This is a genomic window from Mycobacterium sp. NPDC051804 (genome assembly GCF_044452905.1).
In the GTDB taxonomy this organism is placed as follows: Bacteria; Actinomycetota; Actinomycetes; order Mycobacteriales; family Mycobacteriaceae; genus Mycobacterium.
This window is the reverse complement of sequence record NZ_JBITCD010000002.1, coordinates 577760-604383: the sequence shown is the minus strand read 5'-3', so window position 1 is coordinate 604383 and position 26624 is coordinate 577760. Positions and strand designations below refer to the sequence as shown.

Annotated in this window: 22 protein-coding genes; 14 read left to right on the top strand and 8 right to left on the bottom strand. The window is 64.0% G+C overall.

What is annotated here, in order from left to right; genetic code table 11:
• Positions 1-9: 9 nt before the first annotated feature.
• The 10 genes from ACIA48_RS08615 (at position 10) to ACIA48_RS08570 (ending at position 10469) form a co-directional block, all read left to right on the top strand.
• Positions 10-807, top strand: coding sequence for an SDR family NAD(P)-dependent oxidoreductase (locus ACIA48_RS08615; RefSeq protein WP_396729722.1), 798 nt, complete (start codon positions 10-12; stop codon positions 805-807).
• A 10-nt stretch (positions 808-817) separates the two neighbouring features.
• Positions 818-1822: a dihydrodipicolinate synthase family protein gene (locus ACIA48_RS08610; protein ID WP_396729719.1), complete on the top strand. Its 1005-nt coding sequence runs from the start codon at positions 818-820 to the stop codon at positions 1820-1822.
• Between the two features lie 88 nt (positions 1823-1910).
• Positions 1911-2762, top strand: a complete 852-nt coding sequence (locus tag ACIA48_RS08605; RefSeq protein ID WP_396730719.1) for an enoyl-CoA hydratase — start codon at positions 1911-1913, stop codon at positions 2760-2762.
• 13 nt (positions 2763-2775) lie between these two features.
• Positions 2776-3984, top strand: a complete 1209-nt coding sequence (locus ACIA48_RS08600; RefSeq protein ID WP_396729716.1) for an amidohydrolase family protein — start codon at positions 2776-2778, stop codon at positions 3982-3984.
• Positions 3985-3986: 2 nt separating this feature from the next.
• On the top strand, positions 3987-5603 hold the full coding sequence (locus ACIA48_RS08595) for an acyl-CoA synthetase (RefSeq protein WP_396729713.1): 1617 nt from the start codon (positions 3987-3989) through the stop codon (positions 5601-5603).
• The gene (locus ACIA48_RS08590; RefSeq protein WP_396729711.1) at positions 5600-6436 is read left to right on the top strand and encodes an amidohydrolase family protein; all 837 of its coding nucleotides are present in this window, start codon (positions 5600-5602) and stop codon (positions 6434-6436) included. The genes ACIA48_RS08595 and ACIA48_RS08590 overlap by 4 nt, the downstream gene beginning before the upstream one ends.
• Before the next feature lie 2 nt (positions 6437-6438).
• Positions 6439-7476, top strand: a complete 1038-nt coding sequence (locus ACIA48_RS08585) for an acyl-CoA dehydrogenase family protein (RefSeq protein WP_396729708.1) — start codon at positions 6439-6441, stop codon at positions 7474-7476.
• Positions 7477-7484: 8 nt separating this feature from the next.
• On the top strand, positions 7485-8678 hold the full coding sequence (locus tag ACIA48_RS08580; RefSeq protein ID WP_396729705.1) for an acyl-CoA dehydrogenase family protein: 1194 nt from the start codon (positions 7485-7487) through the stop codon (positions 8676-8678).
• 34 nt (positions 8679-8712) lie between these two features.
• Positions 8713-9696, top strand: a complete 984-nt coding sequence (locus tag ACIA48_RS08575) for an NAD-dependent epimerase/dehydratase family protein (protein WP_396729702.1) — start codon at positions 8713-8715, stop codon at positions 9694-9696.
• The gene (locus tag ACIA48_RS08570) at positions 9693-10469 is read left to right on the top strand and encodes an SDR family NAD(P)-dependent oxidoreductase (RefSeq protein WP_396729701.1); all 777 of its coding nucleotides are present in this window, start codon (positions 9693-9695) and stop codon (positions 10467-10469) included. Before ACIA48_RS08575 ends, ACIA48_RS08570 begins: the two co-directional genes overlap by 4 nt.
• Here the strand turns inward: ACIA48_RS08570 and ACIA48_RS08565 are convergent, their stop codons facing one another.
• Genes ACIA48_RS08565 through ACIA48_RS08555 form a run of 3 tightly spaced genes read right to left on the bottom strand, consistent with a single transcriptional unit; the run spans position 10470 to position 13283 of the window.
• Positions 10470-11699, bottom strand: coding sequence for an amidohydrolase family protein (locus ACIA48_RS08565; RefSeq protein WP_396730717.1), 1230 nt, complete (start codon positions 11697-11699; stop codon positions 10470-10472).
• A 2-nt stretch (positions 11700-11701) separates the two neighbouring features.
• A complete protein-coding gene (locus ACIA48_RS08560) occupies positions 11702-12850 on the bottom strand; it encodes a thiolase family protein (protein WP_396729699.1) in 1149 nt (382 codons plus the stop codon).
• Positions 12851-12869: 19 nt separating this feature from the next.
• Entirely contained in the window at positions 12870-13283 is a 414-nt protein-coding gene (locus ACIA48_RS08555) for a Zn-ribbon domain-containing OB-fold protein (protein WP_396729697.1), read from the bottom strand.
• Between the two features lie 126 nt (positions 13284-13409).
• Between ACIA48_RS08555 and ACIA48_RS08550 the strand changes: the two genes are divergently transcribed.
• On the top strand, positions 13410-15554 hold the full coding sequence (locus ACIA48_RS08550; RefSeq protein ID WP_396730715.1) for a molybdopterin-dependent oxidoreductase: 2145 nt from the start codon (positions 13410-13412) through the stop codon (positions 15552-15554).
• A 54-nt stretch (positions 15555-15608) separates the two neighbouring features.
• Here the strand turns inward: ACIA48_RS08550 and ACIA48_RS08545 are convergent, their stop codons facing one another.
• Complete coding sequence (locus ACIA48_RS08545) at positions 15609-16841, bottom strand: glycosyltransferase (protein ID WP_396729695.1); 1233 nt, start codon at positions 16839-16841, stop codon at positions 15609-15611.
• Positions 16842-16857: 16 nt separating this feature from the next.
• Positions 16858-20022, bottom strand: coding sequence for an adenylate/guanylate cyclase domain-containing protein (locus ACIA48_RS08540; protein WP_396729693.1), 3165 nt, complete (start codon positions 20020-20022; stop codon positions 16858-16860).
• A gap of 272 nt (positions 20023-20294) precedes the next feature.
• On the opposite strand from ACIA48_RS08540, the gene ACIA48_RS08535 reads away from it, so the two are divergent.
• Entirely contained in the window at positions 20295-20939 is a 645-nt protein-coding gene (locus ACIA48_RS08535) for a DUF2510 domain-containing protein (protein ID WP_396729692.1), read from the top strand.
• Positions 20940-20948: 9 nt separating this feature from the next.
• Here ACIA48_RS08535 and ACIA48_RS08530 read toward each other — a convergent pair whose 3' ends face one another.
• Positions 20949-22160 carry a CaiB/BaiF CoA transferase family protein gene (locus tag ACIA48_RS08530; protein WP_396730713.1) on the bottom strand — a complete coding sequence of 404 codons (1212 nt, stop codon included), beginning with the start codon at positions 22158-22160 and terminating at the stop codon, positions 20949-20951.
• A gap of 194 nt (positions 22161-22354) precedes the next feature.
• Between ACIA48_RS08530 and ACIA48_RS08525 the strand changes: the two genes are divergently transcribed.
• A complete protein-coding gene (locus tag ACIA48_RS08525; protein ID WP_396730711.1) occupies positions 22355-23818 on the top strand; it encodes an aldehyde dehydrogenase family protein in 1464 nt (487 codons plus the stop codon).
• A gap of 69 nt (positions 23819-23887) precedes the next feature.
• A complete protein-coding gene (locus ACIA48_RS08520; protein WP_396729689.1) occupies positions 23888-24736 on the top strand; it encodes a mycofactocin-coupled SDR family oxidoreductase in 849 nt (282 codons plus the stop codon).
• Between the two features lie 15 nt (positions 24737-24751).
• On the opposite strand, the gene ACIA48_RS08515 is transcribed toward ACIA48_RS08520, so the two are convergent.
• Together ACIA48_RS08515 and ACIA48_RS08510 are read right to left on the bottom strand one after the other, a co-directional pair.
• Positions 24752-25393 carry a TetR/AcrR family transcriptional regulator gene (locus tag ACIA48_RS08515; RefSeq protein ID WP_396729686.1) on the bottom strand — a complete coding sequence of 214 codons (642 nt, stop codon included), beginning with the start codon at positions 25391-25393 and terminating at the stop codon, positions 24752-24754.
• A 3-nt stretch (positions 25394-25396) separates the two neighbouring features.
• The gene (locus ACIA48_RS08510; protein ID WP_396729684.1) at positions 25397-26605 is read right to left on the bottom strand and encodes a cytochrome P450; all 1209 of its coding nucleotides are present in this window, start codon (positions 26603-26605) and stop codon (positions 25397-25399) included.
• Between the last annotated feature and the right edge of the window lie 19 nt (positions 26606-26624).

The window sequence follows — 26624 nt, the reverse complement described above, 5'->3', positions numbered from 1 at the left end:
GCGCGCCACATGGATCTCGGGTTGGCTGATGCGGGCGCGGTCGTCGTCGGAGGCGGGCGCGGCATGGGACTGGCCTCTGCCCGCTGCCTTGCGGAGGACGGCGCGCGGGTAGCCGTCGTCGGCCGGACGATGGAGGTACTCGATGCCGCTGCAACGGATTTGGCCGAGCGAGGAAGCCCGGATGCGCTCGGACTGGTGGCCGACACCTCCGATGCCGAGCAGGTGCAGCGGGTTTTCGACGAGCTGAGTACGCGGTGGGGTGGTGAACTCAACGTCCTCATCAACGCGGTCGGTCCCGGATCCGTCGGCACCTTCGACGACCTCACCGACGATCAGTGGCGCGCAGCGTTCGACGACGGCGTGATGGGGATGGTGCACTGTGTACGGTCCGCGCTGCCGCTGCTGAGAAAAGCGCAGTGGGCGCGCATCGTGAACTTCTCGGCACACTCGACGCAACGTCAGAGCGTCATCTTGCCCGCGTACACGGCTGCCAAGGCGGCACTGACGAGCATCTCGAAGAACCTCTCGTTGCTGTTGGCGAAGGACGAAATCATGGTCAACGTCGTTTCGCCGGGCAGCATCGCATCCGAGGCGTTGGTCGGCTGGGCCGCGTCGGTCGGGGTGGACGGCAGCGATCCGTACGCGTTGATGTCGGCCATCGACGAGCACTTCGGTCATCCGGCGCACTTACCGCGCGCTGGTCTGCCCGACGAAATGGGTCCTGTCGTTGCGTTTCTCGCTTCGCGGCGAAATTCGTACATGACCGGTGCCAACGTCAATGTCGACGGAGGCAGCGACTTCACCTGAGGAGGCAACAGTGGCGACAGCCAAAGACGCGCGTGAGTGGGCCCGCGGCAACTTGCGGGGGATAGGGAACTCCTTGTACACGCCGTTCTGTGGCGACGACGGCGACGACATCGACTGGGACGCCTACCGGACGTTGGTGCGTTACTGCGTAGGTGAGTTGCGCCACCCGATGCTGTGGTGCACCAGTGGTATCGCGGAGTTCTGGTCGTTGACGACGGATGAGCGAAAGCGCTTGCTGGAGGTCGCCATTGAGGAAGGCCGAGCAGCTGATCCCGACGTTGTCGTGCAGGCCTGCACCGCTGCGACGTCCGCGAAGGACTGCCTCGAGCTGACGTTGCACGCGCAACAGGCGGGGGCCGACATCGTCTACATCCAGACGCCGATGATGGAGGCGCACGGCGGCGAGGGTGTGCTGAATTTCTTCCGGTACATCGCTGACCGGAGCGATATCGCGCTGGGCATGTTCAATTCGCCGTCGTCGGGGTACGTCTTGACACCGGCCGAAGGTGCGCGGATCTACGACGAGATCCCCGCGGTGTGCGCGACGAAGGAGGGTGCGTTCCGGCCGACCGCGAGCAGTCAGCTGCACAACCTGGCGCCAGACCTGACGATCTGGGAATGCGAGACGACTGTCTACCGCGCAGGGTGGTTGCGCGCGGGCATCGTGGGGCCCGCGCAATTGGGTACGTCTGGCTATCTGTATGACACCCCGCAACGTCGTGCGTTCTCCGAATACTGGGAACTCGTATGGGGTGACAAGCTGTCCGAGGCTATCGACTACGCCGAAAAATCGGGTATCGACCAGTTCACCGTCGACATCGGCGGGTGCTTCACGTGCTATCCGGGTCGGCCCGACTATTTCACTCACTGGGGCGGGGCGTTCAAGTACGCCGCGTCGGTGCTTGGGTTGCCCATTGGGTCGTACCCCCACTCGCGGCCGCCGCAGGCCGTGGTGCCGCAGGAGGTCAAAAACCAGATCGACGCTGCGTATCGGCGGTTCGGTCTGGTCGGCTGATGACCGGCAGACGGTTGCGGAAGGCACTACCGATAGGTGTACAGTATGCACATACATGCAGTTCGAGAAGCCTGAGGAGGGCCGACGGGTGAGCGTTGAGGATCGCGTCGCTGACCCCGCTGCCTCCGATCAGAACGAACCGGTGCTTTACGAGGTGCTCGACACCGGCGTCGCGGTGCTGACTCTCAACCGACCCGAGCGGATGAACGGCTGGGGTGGCGGGCTGGCCACCACGTTTTACCTTCGTCTCGATGACGCCGAAGCCGATCCCGGCGTGCGGGCCGTTGTGGTCACCGGCAAGGGCCGCGCGTTCTGCGCAGGAGCGGACATGGGCGATCTCAGCTCGATCAGCGCCGCCACCGTCGACGCCGCGGCGGACACCGACGTCGGCAAGCTGGTCGGTGCGCGCCATCCACACTTCACGACCACGATGCGCAAGCCGGTCATCGCGGCGATCAACGGCGCCTGTGCCGGCATGGGTATGACCATGGCGCTGATGTGCGATGTGCGGTTCGCGGCCGACGGCGCGAAATTCACCACATCATTCGCCCGCCGGGGCCTGATCGCGGAATACGGGATCTCCTGGATCCTGCCCCGCGTCGTCGGCCAGGGCGTCGCTCTCGACCTGTTGTTGTCCGGCCGGGTCTTTCTGGCCGACGAGGCACAGCGACTCGGCTTGGTCAAAGAGGTCGTCGCACCGGAGGAGTTGCTACCGCGGGCGATCGCCTATGCCGAGGACATCGCCGCCAATTGTGCGCCCAGCTCGCTGGCGGTGATCAAACAACAGGTGTACGCAGACACCATGCGCGAAGTTTTCGATGCCAGCGACGATGCCGAGAAGCTGATGCACGAATCCATGCAGCGTCCCGACTTCATCGAAGGCATCACCAGTTTCTTCGAAAAGCGTCAGCCCAACTTCCCGCCAGCCCAACGATCTTGAAAGGACAGGAATCGTGACCCTGGATTACATGGCCATCGACGTCGACAACCACTACTACGAGACGATCGACTCCTGTACCCGCCACCTGCCCAAGGAATTCAAGCGTCGCGGCGTGCAAATGCTCACTGAAGGCAAGCGCACGTTCGCGGTCATGGGGGGCGTGGTCAATCACTTCATCCCGAACCCGACGTTCGACCCGATCATCGAGCCGGGCTGCCTGGACCTGTTGTTCCGCGGGGAAATCCCCGACGGTGTGGACCCGGCCTCACTGATGAAGGTCGACCGGTTATCCGACCATCCCGAGTATCAGAATCGCGATGCCCGGCTGAAGATCCTGGACAAGCAGAACCTCGAAACCGTGTTCATGCTGCCGACTTTCGCGTGCGGCGTGGAGGAAGCTCTCAAGCACGACATCGAAGCGACCATGGCGACGGTGCATGCATTCAATCTGTGGCTGGACGAAGACTGGGGTTTCGACCGCCCCGACCACCGGTTCCTGTCGGCGCCGATCATCTCGCTGGCCGATCCGGCCAAGGCCGTCGAGGAGGTCGAGTTCGTCCTGTCGCGCGGTGCGAAGAACGTATGCGTGCGGCCCGCGCCCGTCCCCGGGTCGGTCAAGCCCCGCTCGCTGGGTGACCCGTTGCACGATCCGGTGTGGGCCCGGCTGGCCGAGGCCGGCGTTCCGGTGATTTTCCACCTCTCCGACAGCGGCTATCTCGCGATCGCGGCACAGTGGGGTGGTAAAGCCACTTTCGAGGGATTCGGCAAGAAGGATCCGCTCGACCAGGTGCTGCTCGACGACCGTGCCATCCACGACTCGATGGCCTCGATGATCGTGCATCAGGTGTTCACGCGGCACCCGACACTCAAGGTGGCGAGCATCGAGAACGGCTCGTACTTCGTCTACCGCCTGATCAAACGGCTCAAGAAGGCCGCCAACACCGCGCCGTACCACTTCAAAGAGGATCCGGTGGAACAGCTGAGGAACAACGTCTGGATCGCGCCGTACTACGAGGACGACGTCAAGCTGCTCGCCGCCACCATCGGTGTCGACAAGATCCTGTTCGGGTCGGATTGGCCGCACGGTGAGGGCCTGGCCGATCCGATGACCTTCACCGCCGATATCCCGCAGTTCCCCGAATTCAGTTACGAGGACACCCGGAAGGTCATGCGCGACAACGCACTCGAGCTGTTGGGCGCGAACGTGACGGCCTCGACGTAGCCATGGGGGAATGGACTATCGGGGCGGTGCTCGACGCTATCGCCGAAGCCGTACCCGACCGACTGATGACCGTCTGCGGCACGCGCCGCAGCACGTTTGGCGAGTCGGCGGAGCGCACCCGCCGTCTGGCCAATTTCCTGGCTTCCCGCGGGCTGGGCGCGCAGCGGGAACGGGCCGAGCTCGAGAACTGGGAGTGCGGACAGGATCGCGTCGCGCTCATCATGCACAACGACCTGTACCCCGACATGGTCATCGGTTCGCTGAAGGCGCGCACGGTGCCGGTCAATGTCAATTACAACTACGCCCCGCGTGAGGTGGCCGAGCTTCTCGAATACCTCAGACCGCGGGCCGTCATCTACCACCGCTCGTTCGGGCCCAAGTTCGCCGACGTTCTCCCGCCAGCTGCGGCGGGCGTGATGATCGCGGTCGACGACGACAGCTCCGTCCCGCTCCTACCCGGCGCCATCAGCTTGGAAGATGCTCTGGCGCAGGGAGATACGGACCACGATTCAGTGCCGTCGCCCGACGACGTGATGATGGTGTGTACCGGCGGGACCACTGGCCGCCCCAAGGGAGTCATGTGGCGGCAGAGCGACACCTACGTGGTGTCCATGAACGGCGCCGACCATGAGACGATTGACGAGATCCACGCCAAGCTCGGATTCGAGGGTCAGCCATGGTTCGCGGTGTCGCCGCTGATGCACGCGGCCGGCATGTGGACAGCCTTCGCGGGGCTACTCAATGGGCTGCCGATCGTCCTCTACGACAAGACCCGATTCGACCCGAGTGCGGTACTCGAGACAGCCGAGCGTGAGAAGGTCGGCATGATGACGATGGTCGGTGACGCTTACGCGGGGCCACTGGTGGAGGAACTGCGCTCCGGTTCCTACGATCTGTCGTCGATGTATGCGATCGGCACCGGCGGAGCGGCGACCAATCCGAAACACCAAGAGGCGCTGCTGGAATTGCTTCCGCAGATCACCTTGATCAACGGCTACGGCTCATCGGAAACCGGGAACGTCGGCTTCGGGCGCAGTCAGGTCGGGGATCAGAAGGACACGTTCGTGCTCAGAGAGGGCGCACTGGTCCTGTCCGAGGATTACAGCCGCTTTCTGCAACCGGGGGAGCAGGAAGTCGGCTTCGTCGCGCGCGCTGGCCGCATCCCGCTCGGCTATTTCGACGACGAGCCTGCCACCCGGAAGACGTTCCCCGTCGTCGAGGGGCAGCGGGTGGTGATCTCCGGCGACCGTGGCTCGCTCGCTGCCGACGGCTCGCTGCAGTTGTTCGGACGAGATTCGCTTGTCGTCAACACCGGGGGTGAGAAGGTCTTCGTCGAAGAAGTCGAGGAAGTGCTGCGCGCCTACGCGGGTGTGGTGGACGCGCTGGTGGTCGGGCGGCCCAGTGACCGTTGGGGTGAAGAACTCGTCGCCCTCGTGGCCCTTAAGGAGGCTGTCGACGTCACCCCGGATCAGCTCCATCGTCAATGCACGTCGCATCTCGCGCGGTTCAAGGCGCCGAAGGAGTTCATCATCGTCGATCAGGTCCGTCGGCTCGGAAACGGTAAGCCGGACTATCGCTGGGCGAAAGCCACTGCCGTGCAGGAGGCGTCGCTGACATGAGCCCGAAGGCTATTGACTGCCTGGTCAACGTCCACTTCGGCGAGACCGAGAAGCAGCCCGAGTTCATGCTCAAGGTGCGTGACGACTATTTCAAAGGACCGCAGTCGCTCTACGACCAGGTCGAGCTGCCGCAGCTGCTCGAGGAGATGGACGAGCGCGGGGTCGAAAAGGCCATCCTGATGGACAACCTGACGAAGCCGTCGGTGACGGCTCGCAAGTTCGTCGACCAGCGACCGGACAAGTTCGCCCTAGCCGTGGGTGGTGTGAACCTGCTGCGACCTATGCCGTCGCTGCGAGAACTCAGCGCCGTCGTCCGCGACCTGCCGGTGGCGTATACCGCGGTGGGGCCGAGCTTTTGGGGTGACGGTCAGTACCCGCCGAATGACGCCGTCTATTACCCGCTCTACACCAAGTGCGCCGAGCTCGGCTTGCCACTGTGCATCAACACAGGGCTGCCTGGTCCGCCGATCCCCGGGGAGGCGCAGAACCCGATTCACCTCGACCGCGTCTGCGTGCGATTCCCCGAGCTGAAGCTCTGCATGATTCACGGGGCCGACCCCTGGTGGGATGTCGCGATCCGCCTGCTGATCAAGTACAAGAACCTGCGCCTGATGACGTCGGCGTGGTCGCCGAAGCGACTGCCGGACAGCCTGCTGCATTACATGCGCACCCGAGGGCCCGACAAGGTGATCTTCGCTTCGGACTGGCCGGTGCTGAGAATGCACCGCGTGGTGCCTGAGGCATTGGCGCTGGATCTGCCCGCCGAGGTGCTGGAGAACTACCTCTACAACAATGCACAGGATTTCTTTTTCGGGCCCCGAGAGGAGCAGTGACGATGGACCGCTACGAACTGCGGAGGCTGGACTACAGCCTGTCTGACGACCACGAGGCGATACAGTCCGCGTATCGGGAGTTCTTCAAAACGCACTGCCCGATCGAAACCGTTCGTGCCGCCGAGGAATCCGGTTTCGACAAGAGCTTGTGGGAACGCCTGTGCGGCATGGGTGCAACGAGCATGGCGCTACCCGAATCCAGCGGAGGTGACGGCGCTACGCTCGTCGACCTGACGCTGGTCGCCGAGGAACTCGGCCGGGCGCTGGCCCCGGTTCCCTGGATCGACCACGTGTGTGCGGCCCGGCTGCTGGCGCGGCTCGGAACGGCCGAGCCCGATGTGGTCAACGGTAAGCAACTGATCGCGCTTGATCCAAGGCAAGACAACGTGTCCGGGGTTCGGCTGATCCCGACCGGATCGATCGCGGACCACATCATCGTGCGCGACGGTGACGATGTCGTGCGCTTGACCTTCGGGAGCCGCCCGGCCAAGGTCGACAACATCGGCAAGATGCCGATGGCCTGGGTCGACCCCAGCACAGCCGATGATCGCACCGTCCTGGGCAGCGGTTCGGAAGCATTGGCCGAATATCAACGGGCACTGGATGAATGGCGAGTCCTCACCGCGGCAGCGCTGGTCGGACTTGTAGAGGAGACGATGACCATCGCCGCCGAGTTCGCCAAGTCCCGCTACACGCTCGGCGTCCCGATCTCGACACTGCAGGGCATCTCGCATCCGCTCGCCAACATCGCCATCACGGTCCAGGGTGGACGAAACCTGGCGCGGCGCGCAGCGTGGTTCCTCGACAACGAGCCCGACGAGCGTCCCGAGCTGGCCCCGTCGTCGTTCGTGTTCATGGCCGAAGAGGCCTCGAAGGCGGCGACGATGGCGGTACACGTCCAAGGGGGCCTCGGTGTTTCGGCGGAAGCCGCCGCTACCGCCTATCTGGTGCGGGCCCGCGGATGGTCGCTGGCCGGTGGCGATCCCGGTGTCACCGCCAAGTACATCGCCGAGATCGTCGTCGCACGGGAAAGCAGCTAAGGGACGCAATGGATTTCTCACGGGTCGAACTCTCCGACGACGATCAGGCCTTCCTCGACGAGACGCGCGCCTTCCTGCGCACCCACGTCACCGACGAGGTGATCCGCCGTGATCGCGAGACCGGCGACAATTTCGACGAGGGCGTGCACCTTGCGCTGGGCGAAGCGGGCTACCTTGCGAAGGAATGGAAACCGGAGTCCGAAGGCGGCTTCGATCGCCTTCGGGCCCGAATTTGGGCACTGGAGAAGCGACGGGCCCACGTGCCTTGGGTCACCTCGGGCACCACCGCCATGATCGCGCGGTCTGTCGAGAAGTTCGGTACAGCCGAACTCAAAGCCGAGGTGATGCCGCAGGTATACAGCGGCCGTGCCCGACTCTGCCTCGGCTACACCGAACCCGAGGGCGGGTCGGATGTAGCGACCTGCAAGACGCGCGCGGTGCGTGACGGTGAGGGCTGGGTGATCAACGGATCAAAGATGTTCACCACCGGCGCGCACAACTGTCAATACGTCTTCCTCATCACCAACACCGATCCGGCCGCACCGAAACACAAGAGCCTGACCATGTTTCTCGTCCCGCTCGATTCACCGGGGATCGAGATCCAAGGTGTTCGTACCGTCGACGGTGATCGTACGAACATCGTTTACTACAGCGATGTTCGCGTCGACGACAAGTACCGGCTGGGAGAGGTGAACGACGGCTGGACCGTGGTGCGCGAACCGCTGAACGTCGAACACGGTGCGGTGGAAGCCGCGCAGGACGGTCTGCAGGACGTGTCGATCATGATGCATCAGGCCGGATTCATGGCCACGGCGGTCGACAAGGCGGCCGCCAAGGTTGCCGAGACGGGACCCGATGGCCGGCGACTGATCGACGACGGTTCCGTCGCCTACCGCTTGGGCCGAAGCGTCGCCCGGATGGAAGCCTCGCTGAGCGCCCCGAGCATTTTCGGACGCGTCGCGCTCGCTCAGACGATGCGCGACATCTCGCCCGATCTGATGGACATCCTGGGTACGGCGGCTTCCTTGCCGATCGGCACCGACGGGGCCGCCGATGACGGAGCCGCCGAGTACGTCTACCGGTTCGCACCGCTGGTCGGCATCTACGGCGGCACGCTCGAGGTGTTCCGAAACATGATCGCGCAGTACGTGCTTGGCCTCGGTAAGCCGGCGTACGCGCCTGTCACCAAGAAAGCGTCGTAGGTTGACGCCTCGCCGGCCGCAAAAAGCCCTCGTCATGGGAGCCAGTGGCTTTGTCGGCTCCCATGTCACGCGAAAGCTCGTCGAGCGCGGCGACGACGTCCGCGTGTTGCTTCGCAAGTCCAGCAAGACGATGGGGATAGACGACCTCGACGTCGAGCGGTGCTACGGCGACCTGTACGACGAGGACGCCTTGTGCGCGGCAATGGCCGACCGCGATGTCGTGTACTACTGCGTGGTGGATACCAGGTTCCATTTGCGCGACCCGGCACCACTTTTCGAAACCAACGTCAACTGCTTGCAGCGGGTGCTCGATATCGCCACCGAAGCCGATCTGTATCGGTTCGTGTTCTGCAGCACCATTGGCACGATCGCCCTCGGCGAAGGCCGTCCGGCGACCGAAGACGACGCCTTCAACTGGCCGGGCGTCGGAGGCCCCTACATCGAGTCGCGGCTCAAGGCGGAGGAGTTGGTCCTGCGCTACGCCCGCGAACGGGGGCTACCCGCTGTCGCGTTGAACGTGTCCAACCCGTACGGACCGCACGACTGGCAGCCCAATCAGGGGTTGATGGTGAAATTAGCTGCCCAGGGACAGCTTCCGGTCTACGTCAAAGGCGTGTCCACGGAGGTCGTGGGCATCGAGGACGTTGCCGACGCGTTCCTGCTCGCCGCTGAGCACGGGCGGGTCGGCGAGCGTTACATCATCTCCGAGACCTACATGCCGATGCAGGAATTGCTGACAACTGCGGCAGAAGGCGTCGGTGCGAGACCGCCGCGCTTCGGCATCCCACTCGCGGTGATGTACGCCGCCGGTTTCCTCAGCGGCGTGGTGTCGCGCGTGCTGCGACGCGATCCCGTCATTGACGTGACAGGCGTGCGACTCCTGCACACCACCTCGCCTGCGGATCACGGCAAAGCGACGCGCGAACTCGGCTGGAAGCCGCGCCCCGCCGCCGAGTCGATCCGAAAGGCGGCACGGTTCCATGTCGACAACGCCAAGGACGTAGCCCGCCGATCATGAGTGATCCAGGTGAGTTGTTCGATCTCACCGGCCAGGTGGCGATCGTCACCGGCGCGACCCGGGGCCTGGGCCGCGCGATTGCCGAGGGCTTCTCCCGGGCGGGTGCGTCTGTTGTCATCGCCAGCCGAAAGCAGGAGAGCTGCGATGCGGTGGCGGCCGAGATCAGCGAGGCGACCGGCAGCGACGTCGTCGGACTGGCCTGCCATGTCGGTGACTGGGACGCCATTCCGGGGTTCGTCGACCAGGTCGTGCAAAAGTGCGGGCGGATCGACGTGCTGGTGAACAACGCAGGGATCAACCCGACCTTGCAGACCGTGTCGACGGTTGAACTCGATCTGTGGCGAAAGATCTTCAGTGTCAACGTCGAAGGCGCGCTGCGGATGAGTCAGTGCGTCGCACCGGTGATGCGGGAGGGCGGAGGCGGCAGCATCGTGAACATCGGGTCGATGGAAGGGTATGCGTCGACGCCAATCTCCGTCGCGTACGGGGCGTCGAAGGCCGCGCTTCGTCACCTGACTGTGTCGATGGCCAACGAATGGGCGGCGTGGAGGATTCGGGTCAACGTGCTCAGCCCAGGACCCTTCGCGACCGAGATGATCGCCGGCTTCGAGGCGCAACAGCCGGGCACGATGGCGATGCTCGCCGAGGGTAATACCCAAAAACGCGTTGCCGACGTCAGCGAAATCGTCGGACCCGCACTCTATCTCGCGAGTAAAGCGTCATCGTTTGTGACCTGTGACGACATCACCGTCAGCGGCGGCATGCGCAAGTAGTCAGGCGTTCGACAGCACGGGCGGCTCGACCGCAGCCGGGTCGGGGTTCGCGATCGGTAGGCCCATGAACCGCCGTGCGTTGTCACCCATGAAGTCGTAGGTGCGTCGCTCGTCCATACCTTCGGCGTACTTCCAGAACCCCTTCGGTTCGGCCAGTCCCTCGGGGTGCGGGTAGTCCGAGCCGAACAGGACCTTGTCCCAGCCGACGGTGCTGACGACATCGGAGACGCAGCCCTCCCAGAACGGGCTCACCCAGATGTTCCGGCGGAACACGTCATGCGGGTGCTCGGGGAAGTTCTGCGGCATCTTCTTGTGGAGATCTTCGAAGTCGTTGAACAACGGGAAGATCCACGAGCTACCGTTCTCGACGCTGGCGATTCGCAGCTTCGGGAATCGGGTCAGCGTGCCGTGACAGATCAGGGCAGCGATCATGTCGGAGATCTCCCGGTGGCCCAACACCATCCAGCGGAATGCGCTCTGCGCCATGAAGTTCTGGGTGTAAGGCGGTTCCCACTTCGCGACATAGTCGTCGAGCGGGGGATAGCTGGCGTGCAGCACAACCGGCAGACCGGCGGCTTCGACGTCGCGCCAGAACGGGTCGAACTCCGGCAGCGCGGGTGAGCGCCAGCCCCGGATGCCGTTGACCGGGCCGGGTTTGATCAACACGACCTTGACGTCGTTGGCCAGCAGGTACTCCAGCTCACGCTGGGCGCCGTCGACCTCCGAGAGGTTGATGATGGGCGTCGAGAACACACGGTCCGCGTAGTTGAACGTCCACTGCTCGAGCATCCACTGGTTCAACGCGTGGATGACGGCCAGTGACAGCTCGGGATCGTCCGCCGTCGCGTGCTCGATGAGGCTGGCCAGCGTCGGATAGTTCAATGCCTCGACGACACCTTGGCGGTCGAGTTCGGCGATGCGGTCGACGGGATTGCGCGTCGCGGCCGGCGCATCGATGGCCGGCCCCTGCATCTCGCGCAGCGTCAGCCCTTCGGTGTTCTCGCCGGCGAAGAACTTCTCGTGCGCGCCGGGTGCGGCGACACGCTCGAACGTCGGGTTGGGGATGAAGTCGTTGACCCTGTTGTTGATCACGATTCGCGTGTGCCTGCCGAACTGTGCAAACTGCACGGCGCGCGAATACTTCTCGGGCAGGAACTTCGTCAGCGATTCCGGCGTCTCGTACATGTGCTGGTCGGCGTCGAAGATCGGCGCCCCGGTGAACTGAGCCATGGTCACCTCGTGAGGATCGTCGCCGCGGCGGTGCCGGGTGCACCGTATAGCTGAGCGAAGCCGACTTTCGGCTCGCCGGGCACCTGCCGGTCGCCCGCCTCGCCGCGAAGCTGGCGCACCAACTCGTGGATCTGCCGCAGACCGGAAGCGCCGATCGGTTCACCGTTGGCGATCAGTCCGCCATCGGTATTGATGGGTAACGCGCCGTGAATTTCGGTGGCGCCGTCGGCCAGCAGCTTCTCCTGATCGCCGTCGGCGCAGAATCCGCACTCGGCCATATGGATGACCTCGGCGCCGGCGTCGGTGTCCTGCAGCTGGATCACGTCGACGTCCTCCGGTGCCACACCGGCCTTTTCGAACGCGCTTTTGGCGGCGTAGGCGGTGGGTGCCGGAACTTGATCGACCGGGGCGAACGTCGTATTCACCTCGTAGGCGCCATAGGTGCGCGTCCGAACCTCGACGGCCTTCAGATACACGGGCTTCTTGCTGTACTTGTGCGCGATATCGGCGCGACACATGACCACCGCGGCTGCACCTTCGTCGGGCGCACAGAACATGTACTGGGTCAGCGGGTAGTTCAGCATGGTCGAGTTGAGGATGTCCTCTTCGGCGATGGGCTTGCGACGGAACGCGTTGGGGTTCAGGGCGCCGTTGCGGAAGTTCTTGGCCGCGACCTTGGCCAGCGTCTCCTGCGAGATGCCGTGGTCGTGCAGGTACTTGTTGGCCTTCATCCCGAAGAACTGTGTGGTGAGGTACTGGCCGTTCTCGGCGTACCAGCTCGGCATACCCACCAGCGCCGGATCCTCGGTGAACGCGCCCCGGGGGTGTTTGTCCAGCCCGACGGCGATGCCGATGTCGTAGTCGCCCAACCGGATTCCGTCGGCACAGGCCTTCGCGGCGCTGGCGGCAGTGGCGCATGCGTTGAACACATTGGTGAACGGGATTCCGGACAGGCCGACCATGCCGACGATGGCGTCGGGATTGGCGACGGTCCAGCTGCCACCGGTGGCGGCCTGGATGTCCTTCCACTCGACACCGGCGTCGGCGACCGCGGCGAAGATGGCGTCGACGCCCATCTCCATGGCCGATTTGCCTTCGAAGCGGCCGAACGGGTGTAGCCCGACACCGATGATGGCGACGTCGTTGGTCATGGCTTGTGGAACCTTTCGGTTAGACCGGTTGGAAGGCGAACGTCACGATTTCGTTGCCCTCCTCGTCGGTGGTGAACGGCACCATGGTCAGCTCGACGTCCATGCCGAACTCCAACTTGGCCGGATCGTTCTCGGTGAGCCGGCCCTCGACGCGGATGACGTCGTCGAGTTGCACCAGGCCGACGCCGAACGGAACGAAGTCCTTACCTGTGGCGCCCTTGTACGGAGCGCCGGGCGGGAATCCCTGCGTCGTCCACGCCACCAGCGTTCCGCGCCGGGGGAGCAGGACCTCGGACATCTCGCCGCGGCTGCACCTCGGGCAGCGCTGCTGGACGGGGAAGGCGGTGGCCGCGCAGCTGCCGCAGCGGCTCCCGACGAGCTGCGGATTGTCCTGCGGCCAGGTCGAGATTTCGGGCGCAAGCGCCTTCTGCATGGGTGATCCTCCCTAGTCGGAGCAACAGCCTATCCCAACTGTAACTATTACAGTATCCTAGTCGGCGTGGCACCGGTGATCGAACACAAGCCCACGTTCTGCCGGATCTGTGAGCCGCTGTGCGGCATGATCGCGACCGTCGAGGACGGTCGCCTCGTCGCGTTGCGCCCGGACAAGGAACATCCGCTGTCCGCGGGGTTCGCGTGTCAGAAGGGCATCGCGTTCACCGAGGTGCAGAACGATCCCGATCGCGTCATGACCCCGTTGCGTAGAGGTCCGAACGGATTCGAACCGGTCACGTGGGACGAGGCGATGTCCGATATCGCCGCACGGTTGTCGGGCGTGCTGCGGCGGCACGGTTCCGGCGGCGTCGGTTGGTACATGGGCAATCCCGGCGCCTTCAGCTACGCGCACACCTTCGCGGCGCTGCTGTTCATGAAGGGTCTGGGCAGGCACGGCCACTACTTCACTGCCTCGTCGCAGGACACCAACAGCAGGCTGATCGCGAGCCAGTTGCTCTACGGCGTGCCGACATCGGTGCCGATCCCCGACCTGACACGCACCGATCTGCTGGTCCTGATGGGCGCCAATCCGGTTGTCTCCCACGGCAGTTTCCTGACCGCGCCCCGGATCAAAGATCGCATGCAGGACATCGTCAAGCGCGGCGGACGCGTGGTGGTCGTCGATCCGCGGCGGACCGAGACCGCGATGGCGTTCGAATGGCTGGGTATCGTTCCCGACTCGGATTCGTACCTGCTGCTGTCGCTGCTCCAGGTGATGTTCTCCGAAGGTCTCGTCGATGTGGACCGGGTGAACCGGGCGGCCGACGGCGTGGATTGGCTGCGCTCGCTGAGCGCACCGTTCACCCCGGAGGCGACGGCCGGTCAGACCGGCATCGATCCGGCAAGCGTGCGGACGCTTGCCCGCGATCTCGTGCACACGCCGCGCGCTGCGATCTACGGGCGACTCGGTACCTGCGTCGGCCGGTACGGCACTCTCACCACCTACCTGATCGATGCGGTCAACCTGGTCGCCGGAAATCTCGACGCCCCAGGTGGTTCGGTGTTCAGCACGATGCAGACCGTCGGGGCCAAATGGCAGAACACCATGATGGGCGCCGTGATGCGGCGGTCCCGACGGCGGAAGCGCTCACGTGTCAGCGGGATTCGCAGTGCGATCGGGTCCGAACCTGCGGCCATGATGGCCAAGGAGATGACGACGCCGGGCGATCGTCAGATCAAGGCGATGTTCATATCGGCGGGAAACCCGGTGCTGTCGGTGCCGAACGGCGATGAACTCGAGGCGGCACTGGAGACGCTGGATCTGTCGGTGGCGCTTGACTTCTATGTCACCGAGACGACCGCGCGCTGCGATTACATCCTGCCCGTCACCACCATGTACGAGCGTGACGACTTCCCCTACACATTCCAGGGTTTTCAGGCCACGCCGTTCCGTCAGGCCACCGAGGCCGTGGTTGCACCCGCGGGTGAATCGCGGACGGAGTGGGACATCGTCGCAGACCTCGCCACGCGAGTGGGACGGCAGATTCCGGCATTCGCGGCCTTCGGTTCCATCCGAAAAGCATTGGGCGCCTTTGGGAAAAGTCTGACCCCGCGCCTCATGATTGACGCTCTTGTACGAATGTCGGAGGGAGGTGACCGGTTCGGCCTACGCCGCGGTGGTTTGTCGCTGCGCAGACTCACCGAGCGGCACCCGCACGGTGTTGTGCTGGCGCCGCATATCCAGACCGGAGTGCTACATGACGCGATCGGTTACCTGTCTCGGCGCGTCCGATTGATCCATGACGACATCTCTGACGAGGTCGCCAAACTCTCGCGCAGCGGACATCCTGAGGGCTATCCGCTCCGGATGATCGGCATGCGGGAGCCTCGCTCGGAGAACTCCTGGATGCACAACTCGCCGTTGTTGATGCGCGGCGAACGTCGCCACCACGCGCTGATGCACATCGACGACGCGGCCGAGATGCAGATCGCCGACGGCGACGTCGTGCGGATCAGCTCGCCCTACGGTGAGATCACCGTGCCGGTCACCTCCACGAAGGACCTTGTCGCCGGCGTGGTCGCAATACCGCACGGCTGGGGTCACAAGGGCACGGGCGGGTGGCAACTGGCCAACCGCGCGGGCGGGGCGAACGTGAACCGCCTAACATCCAGTGCGCCCGGCGACGTCGAGTCGGTGTCCGGGATGGCCTGGCTGACAGGCGTTCCCGTACGCGTCGACCGCGTTGACTCTGCGTCTACGCCGCAGTAAGTCGAGTAAAGACGGCCTGAGCGCTGGGCCCACGCGCAGCCAGGGAAGTCAACGCTAGGTAACCGCCAGCACATGTTGCTCGAACAGGTCGGCGCCATGTGCGGGTCCGCCCGTTGCGGCGAATCCATCGGCGACGCGTCGCGCCCCGTCGGCCATGGTCAGGGCTTCTTGCACTTTGGCCTGCAATCGCGACACGGTCAGCTTTTTGGCGGGTAGTCGTGTACCGCACCGCGCGACTTCCACCCGCCGGGCGACCTCGAATTGATCTCTCCCGTATGGCACAACACACACCGGAACACCGTGGTCGAGTGCCTTTTGCGTCGCACCCATGCCGCCGTGAGTCACCGCGCAGACCGCTTGGCTCAGAACGGCGCCATGCGGAACGAACTCGCACACTGTCGATTTGGCCGACATGGTCGGCGCGCTCAAGCGTCCGGCCGGCATGGTGGCGACCACGTGCACAGGCATATCGGCGAGCGAGGTTATGGCAATCGACACGAGTTGGGCGTCGCCTTGCTGCTCTGAAGAGGTGGTGACGAGCACGATCGGTTCCTCGATAGCCGATAACCAATCGGGAGGTGCATCGGAGACCGGATCCGCAGCGCAAGGCCCGATCATGTGAACCGTGTCACCCCAGTCGGTTTGGGGATACTGGAACGGCTTCCCGCTGGCGATCAGGATCAGCGGGGCGCGGCGCAGGAATTCGTCCATCGACCGCACTGCGTCCAGATCGACGCTCGCGCGGACTGTGTTGAGGCGTGGACGCATCACCCGTTCGAGAGGACTCAGCAGTACGGCCCTCGCTACGCTGTCGCGCGCCCGACCCAGCGGGCCATGCAGGGGTTTGAGACCCAACCCGAATGGCGGAACTCCTGGCGAGCGCAGCAGTGGTGTAAACGGGCAGAAGGACGCCCATGGGATGTCCCCGGCCTCGGCGGCGGAAAGAGCGCCCCAGCAGTTCACATCAAGCAGCATGGCGTCCGGTCTGACCTGGGCTATCGCGTCCGCGAGATCTCCGATTTCGATTTCTGCGCGCCTCGCGAGCACCTCGGCCACCTTCTTCAGCGCCGCGATCGGATTCGTTTCTTTCCAATCGTCTTGGGTGATCGCTTCAATGGCGGGAGCGATCGCTTCGGTGCTGAAGCCGAGTGACTGTCCGGTGTCGACGCCGCCTGACAGGGTCCGTAGTGCAACGGTGTGCCCACGATGCGACAACTCGGACAGCACCGCGCTCATCGGTAACAGGTGTCCGAGCGCCGGTGAGGTGTACGCGAGAATCGTTGCCATCGTTGTCTAAAGTGGGTCAGCCGAGTCGATCAGCCATGTGCCGTGCTTCGGCGAGCCGGCCTCGAGCATTGAGCTTTTCGCACAGGGCGAGGTACTGCCGGGTCAGTTCGGCGTGGCTGTCGTCACTTTCAGCCTCGGCCAGCAGAGCCCTGGACCTCAGCCACCACAGGTCCATCGCGGGGATGTCTGGATGGCGCGCGAGTGGGTTGTCGACAATTTGGTGGGCCTCTGCGAGATCGCCGGATCCGCTTCTCTCGATAAGGAGTTCGACGAGCGCTTCGCCAGCCCTCCCGGCCACGAAGCGCCAGCCTCGCGTTACGTGCAGCACAAAGGTATTTCGCAGTTCAATAATCGCTTCGTCCCGCCTTCCCTTGCATGCAGCCTCGATGGAGAGATCGGCGACAATGGCCGGCAACGCAGCGGTGAACAAGTGGTTCTTGTAGATGCTTTCGCGAGCGCGTTCCAACAGCTCGATCGCCTCGTCGCGAGCGGGATCGTCGGTGCGCAATAGTACGACGCCTGTGGACCACTGCGCGGCGATGATGCAGAATAGGTCACCGAACGACTCAGCACGAGTCAAGTTTCTGCGCATGTCGTCGACGATTTCGGATGGCTTGTAGATTCCGACGGTCGCCAAGACACCCCAGTAAGCCCACACGATCGCTTGACTGGAAGGCGGAAGACCTTGTGTGTTCTCGTAGCTCTCCCGCATGTGCTTGCGGCCGTTTTCGTGGTCTCCCGTGAAACTCTCGGCTCCGCCGCGAACGGAACCGGCCAGTGCGAGTTCCATGGTCGGTAGGTGCTCGAGCAGAGCTGTGATCCGCTCGGCCATATTCAATGCCGCGGCGAAATCGCAGTTGGCGAAGCGAGCAAAAGTCACCGCGAACAGAATGACGCCCAAGGTCTCAGCATTGCAGTCAATGCGGTCGGCCAAGACGGCCAGCTCTTCGGCTAGCTGCGCCGCCTCGGGAACGCGAATGTCATTGGCAGTGAGCGAGATGACGCGCCCTGCCATCCCGATCGCGAGGGACATCATGTCACCGGTGAGTGTCGTCATCTCACGGAACTCGTTGAACTGCTCATCAGCGTCGATATCGTGGCCAACGAATACCGACTTGGAGATGAGCATCATCCGGGTCGCGATCCGCATGGCGGCGACATCATCATGGTCGTCTGGCATCTGGTCTGCAATGCGCTGCGCGCTCTCCCATCGGGAGCATGCTGATCGAAGGTCGCGCGATGCAAGCCATTCTGCAGCGCGCATATGCCAGCAATATGCCTCGGCGACGTCGCCCGCGGCTTCGTAGTGTGTGGCGATGAGTTCCGCGTTCTCGTCAGCGGCCGCTGGATCACGCGCTTTGATCGCCGCGGCCAGTCGCCGGTGCGCCTGCGCACGTGTGGTAATCAACTGTGACTCATAGGACACCGTGCGTACCAGCGGGTGGCGGAAACAATACCGTTGCCTCGGAACGAATTCCGTCTGATCAATGAGCTCGGCGGACACCAGGTCTGCCAACCGGGTGGGCGCGACGTTTGGCAGCAGTGTGTGCAGCGTCTCCACATCGAACCGGGTTCCGATAACCGCAGCCGCGTTCAAAATCGATTTCGCCTCGGTAGGCAGTCGGTCGATACGTGCGGCGAGGACCGCTTGAACGGTTGCCGGGACGGCGATCTCGTCGACGGCGCGGGTCAGTCGGTAGTCGCCGCGGCTTCCGTTCAGCACGCCGCTGCCCGCCATGTCCCGGACGATCTCCTCGGCGAAAAACGGATTACCCAACGCAGCGACAGCGATACGGTCGGCGAGAGACTTCAGCGCTGGGTCGTTCCCTAGTATTTGTTCGACGAATGACACCGCGGTCGATCCGACCAACGGCGACAGAGTGATCGAGTGGCGTGAATTCTGGTGCAGAGCACCGTGGAACTCCGGTCTATAGGTAGTGACGAGAGTCGACGTGGTGACGGTGAGCGTGGCGGCGAACTCGCACAGCACTTCGTCGCTGGGTGCGTCGATCCAATGCGCATCCTCGAGCACGAATACTGTGCGCGTCGATCGCGCCAGCACGGCCTGGGCCATCATCTCGACCAGGCGCCGGCGCCGGCCGTCGATGCTGACTTGTTGGAGCTCCGCCCCGGATTCCGCGATACCCATCGCCTCGAACAAGATCTGCGCATCAGGGGAGTGCGCCGGCAGAAGACCGTTGTATTGCGCCGCCGTGAACTCCCGGGCATCGGCATCGCTGAGTTCCTCTACCCCGAACATCGCGCGCAACATACGTGACAGCGAGCGGAAAGCGAGAGTTGCGGTGTGTGCTTCGCAACGAGCGATCACGACGTCGGCACCCTCGCGCGCTGTGATCGCCGTGAACTCGGCGACCAGCCGACTCTTTCCAAGCCCCGGATCGCCGATGATCGCTATGAGGCCGCCCTGCTTGGATCCGAAAATGTTGCGCAGCCAGTTCATCTCGGCGTCACGGCCCAACATCACGCCTTCGTTGCGGCCGACCACTCTCTTGCCGGATTGCACCGATATGAGCTGTCGAGCAGCTACCGGCTTATTGGCGCCCTTGACTACGACATCTTCGAGCTGCCCCAGCAACGCCGAACCTTCGACCAGGTCGGCGGTCGATTGCGAACACAACACGCCGCCCGCGGGCGCGGCGGACTCCATACGTTGGGCCATCCCCACGGGATGGCCGACGGCGGTGTATCTGCCCGGGCCTGCACCGATTTCGCCTGCTATCACTTCGCCTGAGTTCAACCCCACCCGGATTTGCAAATCTCGTCCGTCTTGCCGGCCAACCTCCTCGGCCAGGCTCTTGGTGACTGCCTGAATCTCAAGCGCCGCGATGCAGGCACGTAGCGCGTGATCCTCGAGCGCGACCGGAGCACCGAACAGCGCCATCAGCCCGTCACCGGTGAACTTGTCGACCATGCCTTGGTAGCGCTGAACCACCGCCGCGGCCCTGTTGAACAATTCATTCATGATCTCTTGGAGTCGTTCCGGATCCAGGGCGGCGGCGAGCTTCATCGAACCCACTACATCGATGAAAAGGACGGTGACCTGCTTACGTTCACCGGTCGGAATGGGCGCTGAAACCGGCGCGCCGCATTCGTCGCAGAAACGAGCCTCGACTCTGAGCTCATTCCCGCACGTCCGACACCGATCGGTGGCCTTGGTCATCGGACGGACCATTCGCCCTTTCCTCCCCGTCAATTGCTTTCATGATCGCCGACGGAATGGACGCGGACCGCGTTTTCGCAGAACCGGCGAGGTCGTACTCAGGCAGACTGTTCCGTGCACGCAAGCGGTGCAGCGAAATTGAGATCGCAAGATTAGGGCGCCGCGGCGTCGCTGACGCGGACTCAGCGAGTTATGAAGTCGGCGTACAACGGTCGATGGCGTCGTAATTTAAACCCAGCCGGTTGAATAGGCAATGGGGAAGGGGCTTCGCTGTGGCGATCACATCTGAACAAGTCGAGCTGATAGCGCGTCGGGTGACCGATACGCACCTTGATCCACCGAACAAGGCGGACCGCGACGTAGGCGACCGAATGGCGCGAGAAGCAGCCGCCCCGGCCGTGTACCAAGCGAGCTGTGAGTTGATGGGCGCAATCGCGCAGCAAGTTGCCGCCGACGAGGCGCTCATCGACGTGAAGCATGCGTCGGGGTACACCATCGCGGCATTGAGCGGGGCCAAGGCGAAGGTGCGCCTGCTTGTCGCAACCAATCGCCGGGTTTGGTTCAGCCGGCATGAGGACGGAGCCGTTCAGGATCTACGCGCCGTCGAATACCCGATGATGACCATCGAGAAGAAACGAATTTCGTTGGGGTGGCCGAAGCTGGAGGGCACGACCGTCGCGTGCGGTGGATCGACCGCAGAGTGGCTCACCGAATTGAAGTCGGGTCGTCACCAGCCGGCACCTTGGCTGCATCCGGGCTCCTCGTCGCCAGCCACTGCACCGTCCCAGGGCGGCCCCGCCCCGAACTGGTATCCGGATCCGTACCGGCGTCACCAGCTGCGGTACTGGGACGGCGTCCGCTGGACCCCCCATGTCTCGACGAACGGCGTCAGCGCACAAGACCCCGTCAACCAATAGCGCAACGGCTCAGGCGATGGCGCCGGAGTCCTTGAGCGCCTCGATGCGATCCCAGTCCAGCCCGAGTTCCATCAGCACGATCTCGGTGTGCTCCGACGCCTGCGGTGCCCGAGTCGTCTCCAGCGGCTCATGGTTGAACTGCACGGGGCCGCGGACGACCTTGAACGGCGCCCCGCCGTCGCTGGCCTCCACCTCGACGATCATGTCGTTGGCGACCGCCTGCTCATCGGAGGCAAGGTCGATGAGGCTCTGGAACGGCGCCCACTGGCCCTTCATGGTCTTGAGGTGCTGGCGCCAGTATTCGAAGGGCTTGCTGCGGATCGCCTCGGCGATGAGTTGTACACCCGCTTCGGCGTTTTGAATCAGCGGCATGACGTCGCAGAACCGCGGATCGTCGGCCAACTCGGGCAGTCCGAGGTGTTCGAACGCATCCCGGATGTATCCCGTCGGGCTGACGATGCACAGGTTGATCGTGCCGCCGTCCGACGTCAGGTAATTCGCCATGAACGGATTGACCGACGCGGTGGTTCCCGGCATCAGCGAGCGCATCGTCTCGCCGGTCTCCATGCCTTGGGTGACGCTGGCCCCGGCGGCCCACCACGCGGTGCTCAACAGAGACACGTCGAGCTCGACCGCCTCGCCGGTGCGCTCCCGATGGAACAGCGCCGCGGAGATCCCTCCCGCGATATTCATCCCGCCGATCGAATCGCCGAACGCCGGAATGCCCTGTGGCAGTGCCCCGCCGATCTCCTCGGGGGTCAGGGCATGGCCCACACCACTCCGTGTCCAGAACGCAGTGCCGTCGAAACCGCCGGTGTCGCGTTCGGCGCCCTTGTCTCCGTAGGCACTGCCGCGCGCGTAGATGATGTCCGGGTTGGCCGCCCTTATGTGCTCGATGTCGAACTTGTTCTTCTGCCGTTGGGCGGGCATGTAATTGGTCAGGAACACGTCGGCAGTCTTCGCGATCTCGTACAGGACTTCCTGACCGCCGGGAGTGGAGACGTCGATGCCTACGCTGCGCTTGCCGCGGTTGGGATGCTCGATGAGCGGGTGCCGATTGGGGTCGAGCTGGAAGCCGCCCATGTTGATGAAGCCGCGCTGGGTGTCGCCGCGCACCGGATGTTCGACTTTGATCACGTCCGCGCCCCAGTCGGCGAGGATGGCCCCGGCGGCGGGGACGAACGTGAACTGTGCAACCTCGAGAACGCGAACGCCCTCCATCACCTTGATCAAGTCGACCTCTCCCTGCGCATACGTCGTTGTATTCGCCTACTGTAATAGTTACAGTTGAGCGTCCAGCATCATTGATTCCGATTGTACGAGGTAACCGGGTGAGCGCCACCAAGGATTCAGTAGAGCTGACCGGAACGAGCGTCGATATCGGTCGACGGGCGTCGGCACGCGCCGAATCCCGCATGCTCATCGGCGGCCAACTCGTGGGAGCCACTTCCGGCGCGACCTTCGACAACGTGAGCCCCGCGACCGGACTGCTGTTGGGCACCACAGCCGCCGCCGATGCCGATGATATGAACCGCGCGATCGCGGCCGCCCGCGGTGCCTTCGACGAGTCCGACTGGTCGACGAACCGTGAGTTGCGCAAGCGATGCCTAGAGCAGCTGCAGTCCGCGATCGAGGCCGAAAAGGACGACCTGCGCGAGGAACTGATCGCCGAGGTGGGCTGTCCCGCAATGACAACGCAGTCCGCACAGCTGGATTGGCCACTCGCCGAGTCGTTGCGCTACCCGGCGGGCCTGATCGACGACTTCGAATGGGAGCGCGTTCTCGAGGGCGGCGGGTTGTTCGGCGACCGCAACGTGCGCACCGTCGTCAAGGAACCTGTCGGCGTCGTCGCGGCGATCACCCCGTCGAACTTCCCGATCGAGGTCATCCTCAACAAACTCGGACCCGCCCTGGCGGCGGGCAACACGGTGCTGCTGAAGCCCGACCCGAATACTCCGTGGAACGCGACGCGGCTGGGCAGGCTCGTCGCCGAGCACACCGATATTCCGCCAGGCGTGCTGAACGTCGTCACGACCCCGTCGAACGACGTCGCCGGCGTCCTGGGCACCGACCCGCGCGTGGACATGATCTCGTTCACCGGGTCCACCGCCGTCGGCAAGCTGCTGATGCGGCAGGGCGCCGACACCATGAAGCGGATGTTCCTCGAACTCGGCGGCAAGTCCGTGGCGATCGTGCTCGACGACGCCAACCCCGCTGCGATCCTCGGCGCCGCGATCGGCGTGTGCGTCCACGCCGGACAGGCGTGCGCGGCCACCACGCGCATGCTCGTGCACCGGTCGCTGTACGACGAGGCCGTCGCCAACGTCACCGCCGCATACCAGAATGTGCCGGTCGGTGATCCGGTGCTACCGGAAACCCTTGTCGGACCGGTGATCAGCGCCGCGCAGAAGGACCGCGTGCTCGCGGCAATCGAGCGGGCGCGCGCCGACGGCGCGGAAATCGCCGCCGGGGGAGGCGTGGTCGACAGTCTCCCCGACCATCTTGCGGCCGGCCATTACGTCCAACCGACGGTCATCGTTGGGGTCGACAACACTGCGGCGATCGCGCAGGAGGAGGTTTTCGGCCCGGTACTCATCGTCATGCCGTTCGACGACGACGACCACGCCGTGCGCATCGCCAACGATAGTGCGTACGGCCTTGCCGGCGCGGTCATCTCGCGGTCAATGGACCGGGGCATGGACATCGCCCGCCGCATCCGCACCGGGTCGTTCGGCGTCAACGGCGGGATGTTCTACGGGGCCGACGCGCCATTCGGCGGCTATAAGAACAGCGGCGTGGGACGGCAGTGCGGAATCGAGGGCTTTCAGCAGTACCTCGAGACAAAGACCATCGGATGCCGGATTCCCCGGCAGAAGTGACGCGATTTGTGCACGAAAAGGAGTGCTAGGCGATCCTTTTCGTGCACAAATCGCCAATGAGGAGGCGTCGTGGGCAAGTTGGAGAACAAGGTCGCGGTCGTTTCGGGTGCGGCGCGCGGTCAGGGGCGATCGCATGCGGTGAGCCTGGCGGCCGAGGGGGCGAGCATCATCGCTCTCGACATCTGCGAAGACTTGGCGGGCAACACGTATCCGCTGTCCCGGCCCGAGGATCTCGACGAGACCGCGCGACTCGTGGAGAAGGAGGGTGTGCGGGCGCATACGGCGATCGTCGACGTCCGTGAGCGCGGCGCGGTGTGGAAGGCGATTGCCGACGCGGTCGAGGAGATGGGGTATCTCGACATCGTCGTCGCCAACGCCGGGATCTGTCCGATGGGCAAGGGGCAGACCTTGCAATCGTGGTCGGACACCATCGACACTGACCTCGTCGGCGTGTTCAACGTGATACAGGCGAGCCTGCCGCACCTCAATGACGGCGCGTCGATCATCGCGACCGGTTCACTGGCCGCCCAGTTGGGCAGTTCGACGACCCAGGGGCCCGGCGGTTCGGCATACAGCTTCGCCAAGCAGATCGTCGCGCACTACGTCAACGATCTGTCGATTCAATTGGCGAAGAGGATGATTCGGGTCAACGCCGTGCACCCGACGAACGTCAACACCGACATGCTGCACAACGACGGTCTCTACCGGGTGTTCCGGCCCGATCTGCCCTCGCCCGCCCGCGAGGAAGCCGAAATGGCATTCCCGGCGATGCAGGCCATGCCCATTCCGTATATCGAGCCCGAGGACGTTTCCCACCCGGTGGTCTTCCTCGCCAGTGACGACGCCCGTTATATCACGGGCACACAGTTGCGGGTGGACGCCGGCGGGTACGTCAAGGCGGTGCCCTGGAAGGGCTGAGAAAGGTTGCGCCCCTTAGGAGGCGTCTATCAGCGTTTGCGCGTGGTCGAGGATGCTCTCGAGGATGTAGTCGTAGTCGATGTCGTCGGCAAAACCGATGTAGCGCTTACCGTTCGGGCGCTGAACCGGGAATCCCTCAGTCTTGTCCTGGATTCGCTCCAGCACCGCCGACCCGCGGGTGTGCACCGAGATCGCGCCGTACACCGCGATGGCTTGGCTCGCGCTCAGTCCCGCTTGGGTCAGCGCCGCGATGGGCTGCTCGATCTTCTGTAGTGCACCTCGTATGGCGGTACCGCCGAACTGACTGCGAATGAGCACCAGATCGCACAGGATCGGATTATCGCGGAAATGCTTGCGCATGGTATGCGCGTGATCACGAAGCGATGCACGCCAATTGGACGCGTCGATGGTCGACACGGTGAACTCGAACCGTTCCAGTGCCAGATCCGTCATCGCGTCGAGCAGGTCGTCCTTGCGTCGGAAATACCAGTAGATGCTGGTGACGCCGACATCAAGATGCTTGGCCAGCGCCGGCATGCTGAGGTTGTCGATCGATACCTGCGCCGCCACGTCGAAGGCGCCCTGCAGGATCTCGTCGGCGCTGATCGAGCCACGGTCCCGCCGCTTACGGGTGTCGGCCTTCGCGTTGACGCCCACAGCTCACCTGGCGGCAGTGAACGTTACGGGGATGGCGGTCGGGGAGCGGAAGGGCTGCCCGTGAATGGACGGGTTGTCTTCGGTGACCAACTGAATGTCGGACAACCGATCCAGCAGGCATTCGACGGCGACGCGGGTCTCCATGCGCGCCAGGTGAAGCCCCATGCAGGTGTGTTCACCGGCGGCAAAGGATATGTGCGGCACGCGTTTGCGGTGGATGTCGAACTCCTCCGAGCGCTCCCAGCGTTTCTCGTCGCGGTTGGCCGACCCGATGCACACGTCGATGACCGCGCCCTGCGGAATGGTGACGCCCTCGAGTTCGGTTTCCTCGGTGGCATAGCGCTGCACAGTGGTCAGCGGCGTTTCGTACCGCAGCCCCTCCTCGATAGCGGGTCCGATGAGATCGCGGTCCGCCTGCACCGCGCGGAACTGTTCGGGATGGGTGAGCAGAAGGAACAGCAGGTTGCCCGACGATCGGTAGGTGGTCTCCAGCCCGGCCGGCAGCAACAGCCGCAAGAACGAGTAGATGGCTTCGTCGGTGAGCTTCTCGCCGTCGATCTCGGCGGTCACCAGGTCGCCGATGATGTCCTCGGTCGGCTTACTCCTGCGCAGCTCGATCTGTTGCAGGAAATAGTCTTTCAGCGCCGCCGACGCTTCGAACGCCCGCTTCCACTTCACGGTGTAGCTGATCAGCTCGACCGCGCGCTTGCGGAACCACGGCAGGTCTTCTTCGGGCAAACCCAACAATTTCGAGATCACCCGCGTTGGGAACTCGAGCGTGAATTGTTTGACTAGGTCGGCATTCCCGACGTCGATGAACTCGTCGATCAGTCCGTTGACGACCGGGCGGACGATCTCGGGCTCCCACCGTGACAGCGATCGCGTCTTGAATGCTGCGGAGACCAGATTGCGGTGCTCCCAGTGCTTCTTGCCTTCCATCGCCAGGATCGTCGGTCCGATGAACAGGCCGATGGTGCTGTCATAGATGTGCGAATTGAATACCTTGCTGTCACGGAACACCCGGTTGACCGCATCGAAGGAGACCGCAGCGTACGGGTGTTCGGGAAGCATCGACTCTGGAGTCTTGGACCAGTCCATGACGCTGCCCCTGAAGACTCCGAACTCCTGGCGCCGCCGCGCGAACAGGGGGTAGGGGTCACGGATGAGGTCAGCCGCCTCCTCGACCGTGACGTTGTGCACTGAGCTCTCCACAACTGCTCCAGCATCTCCG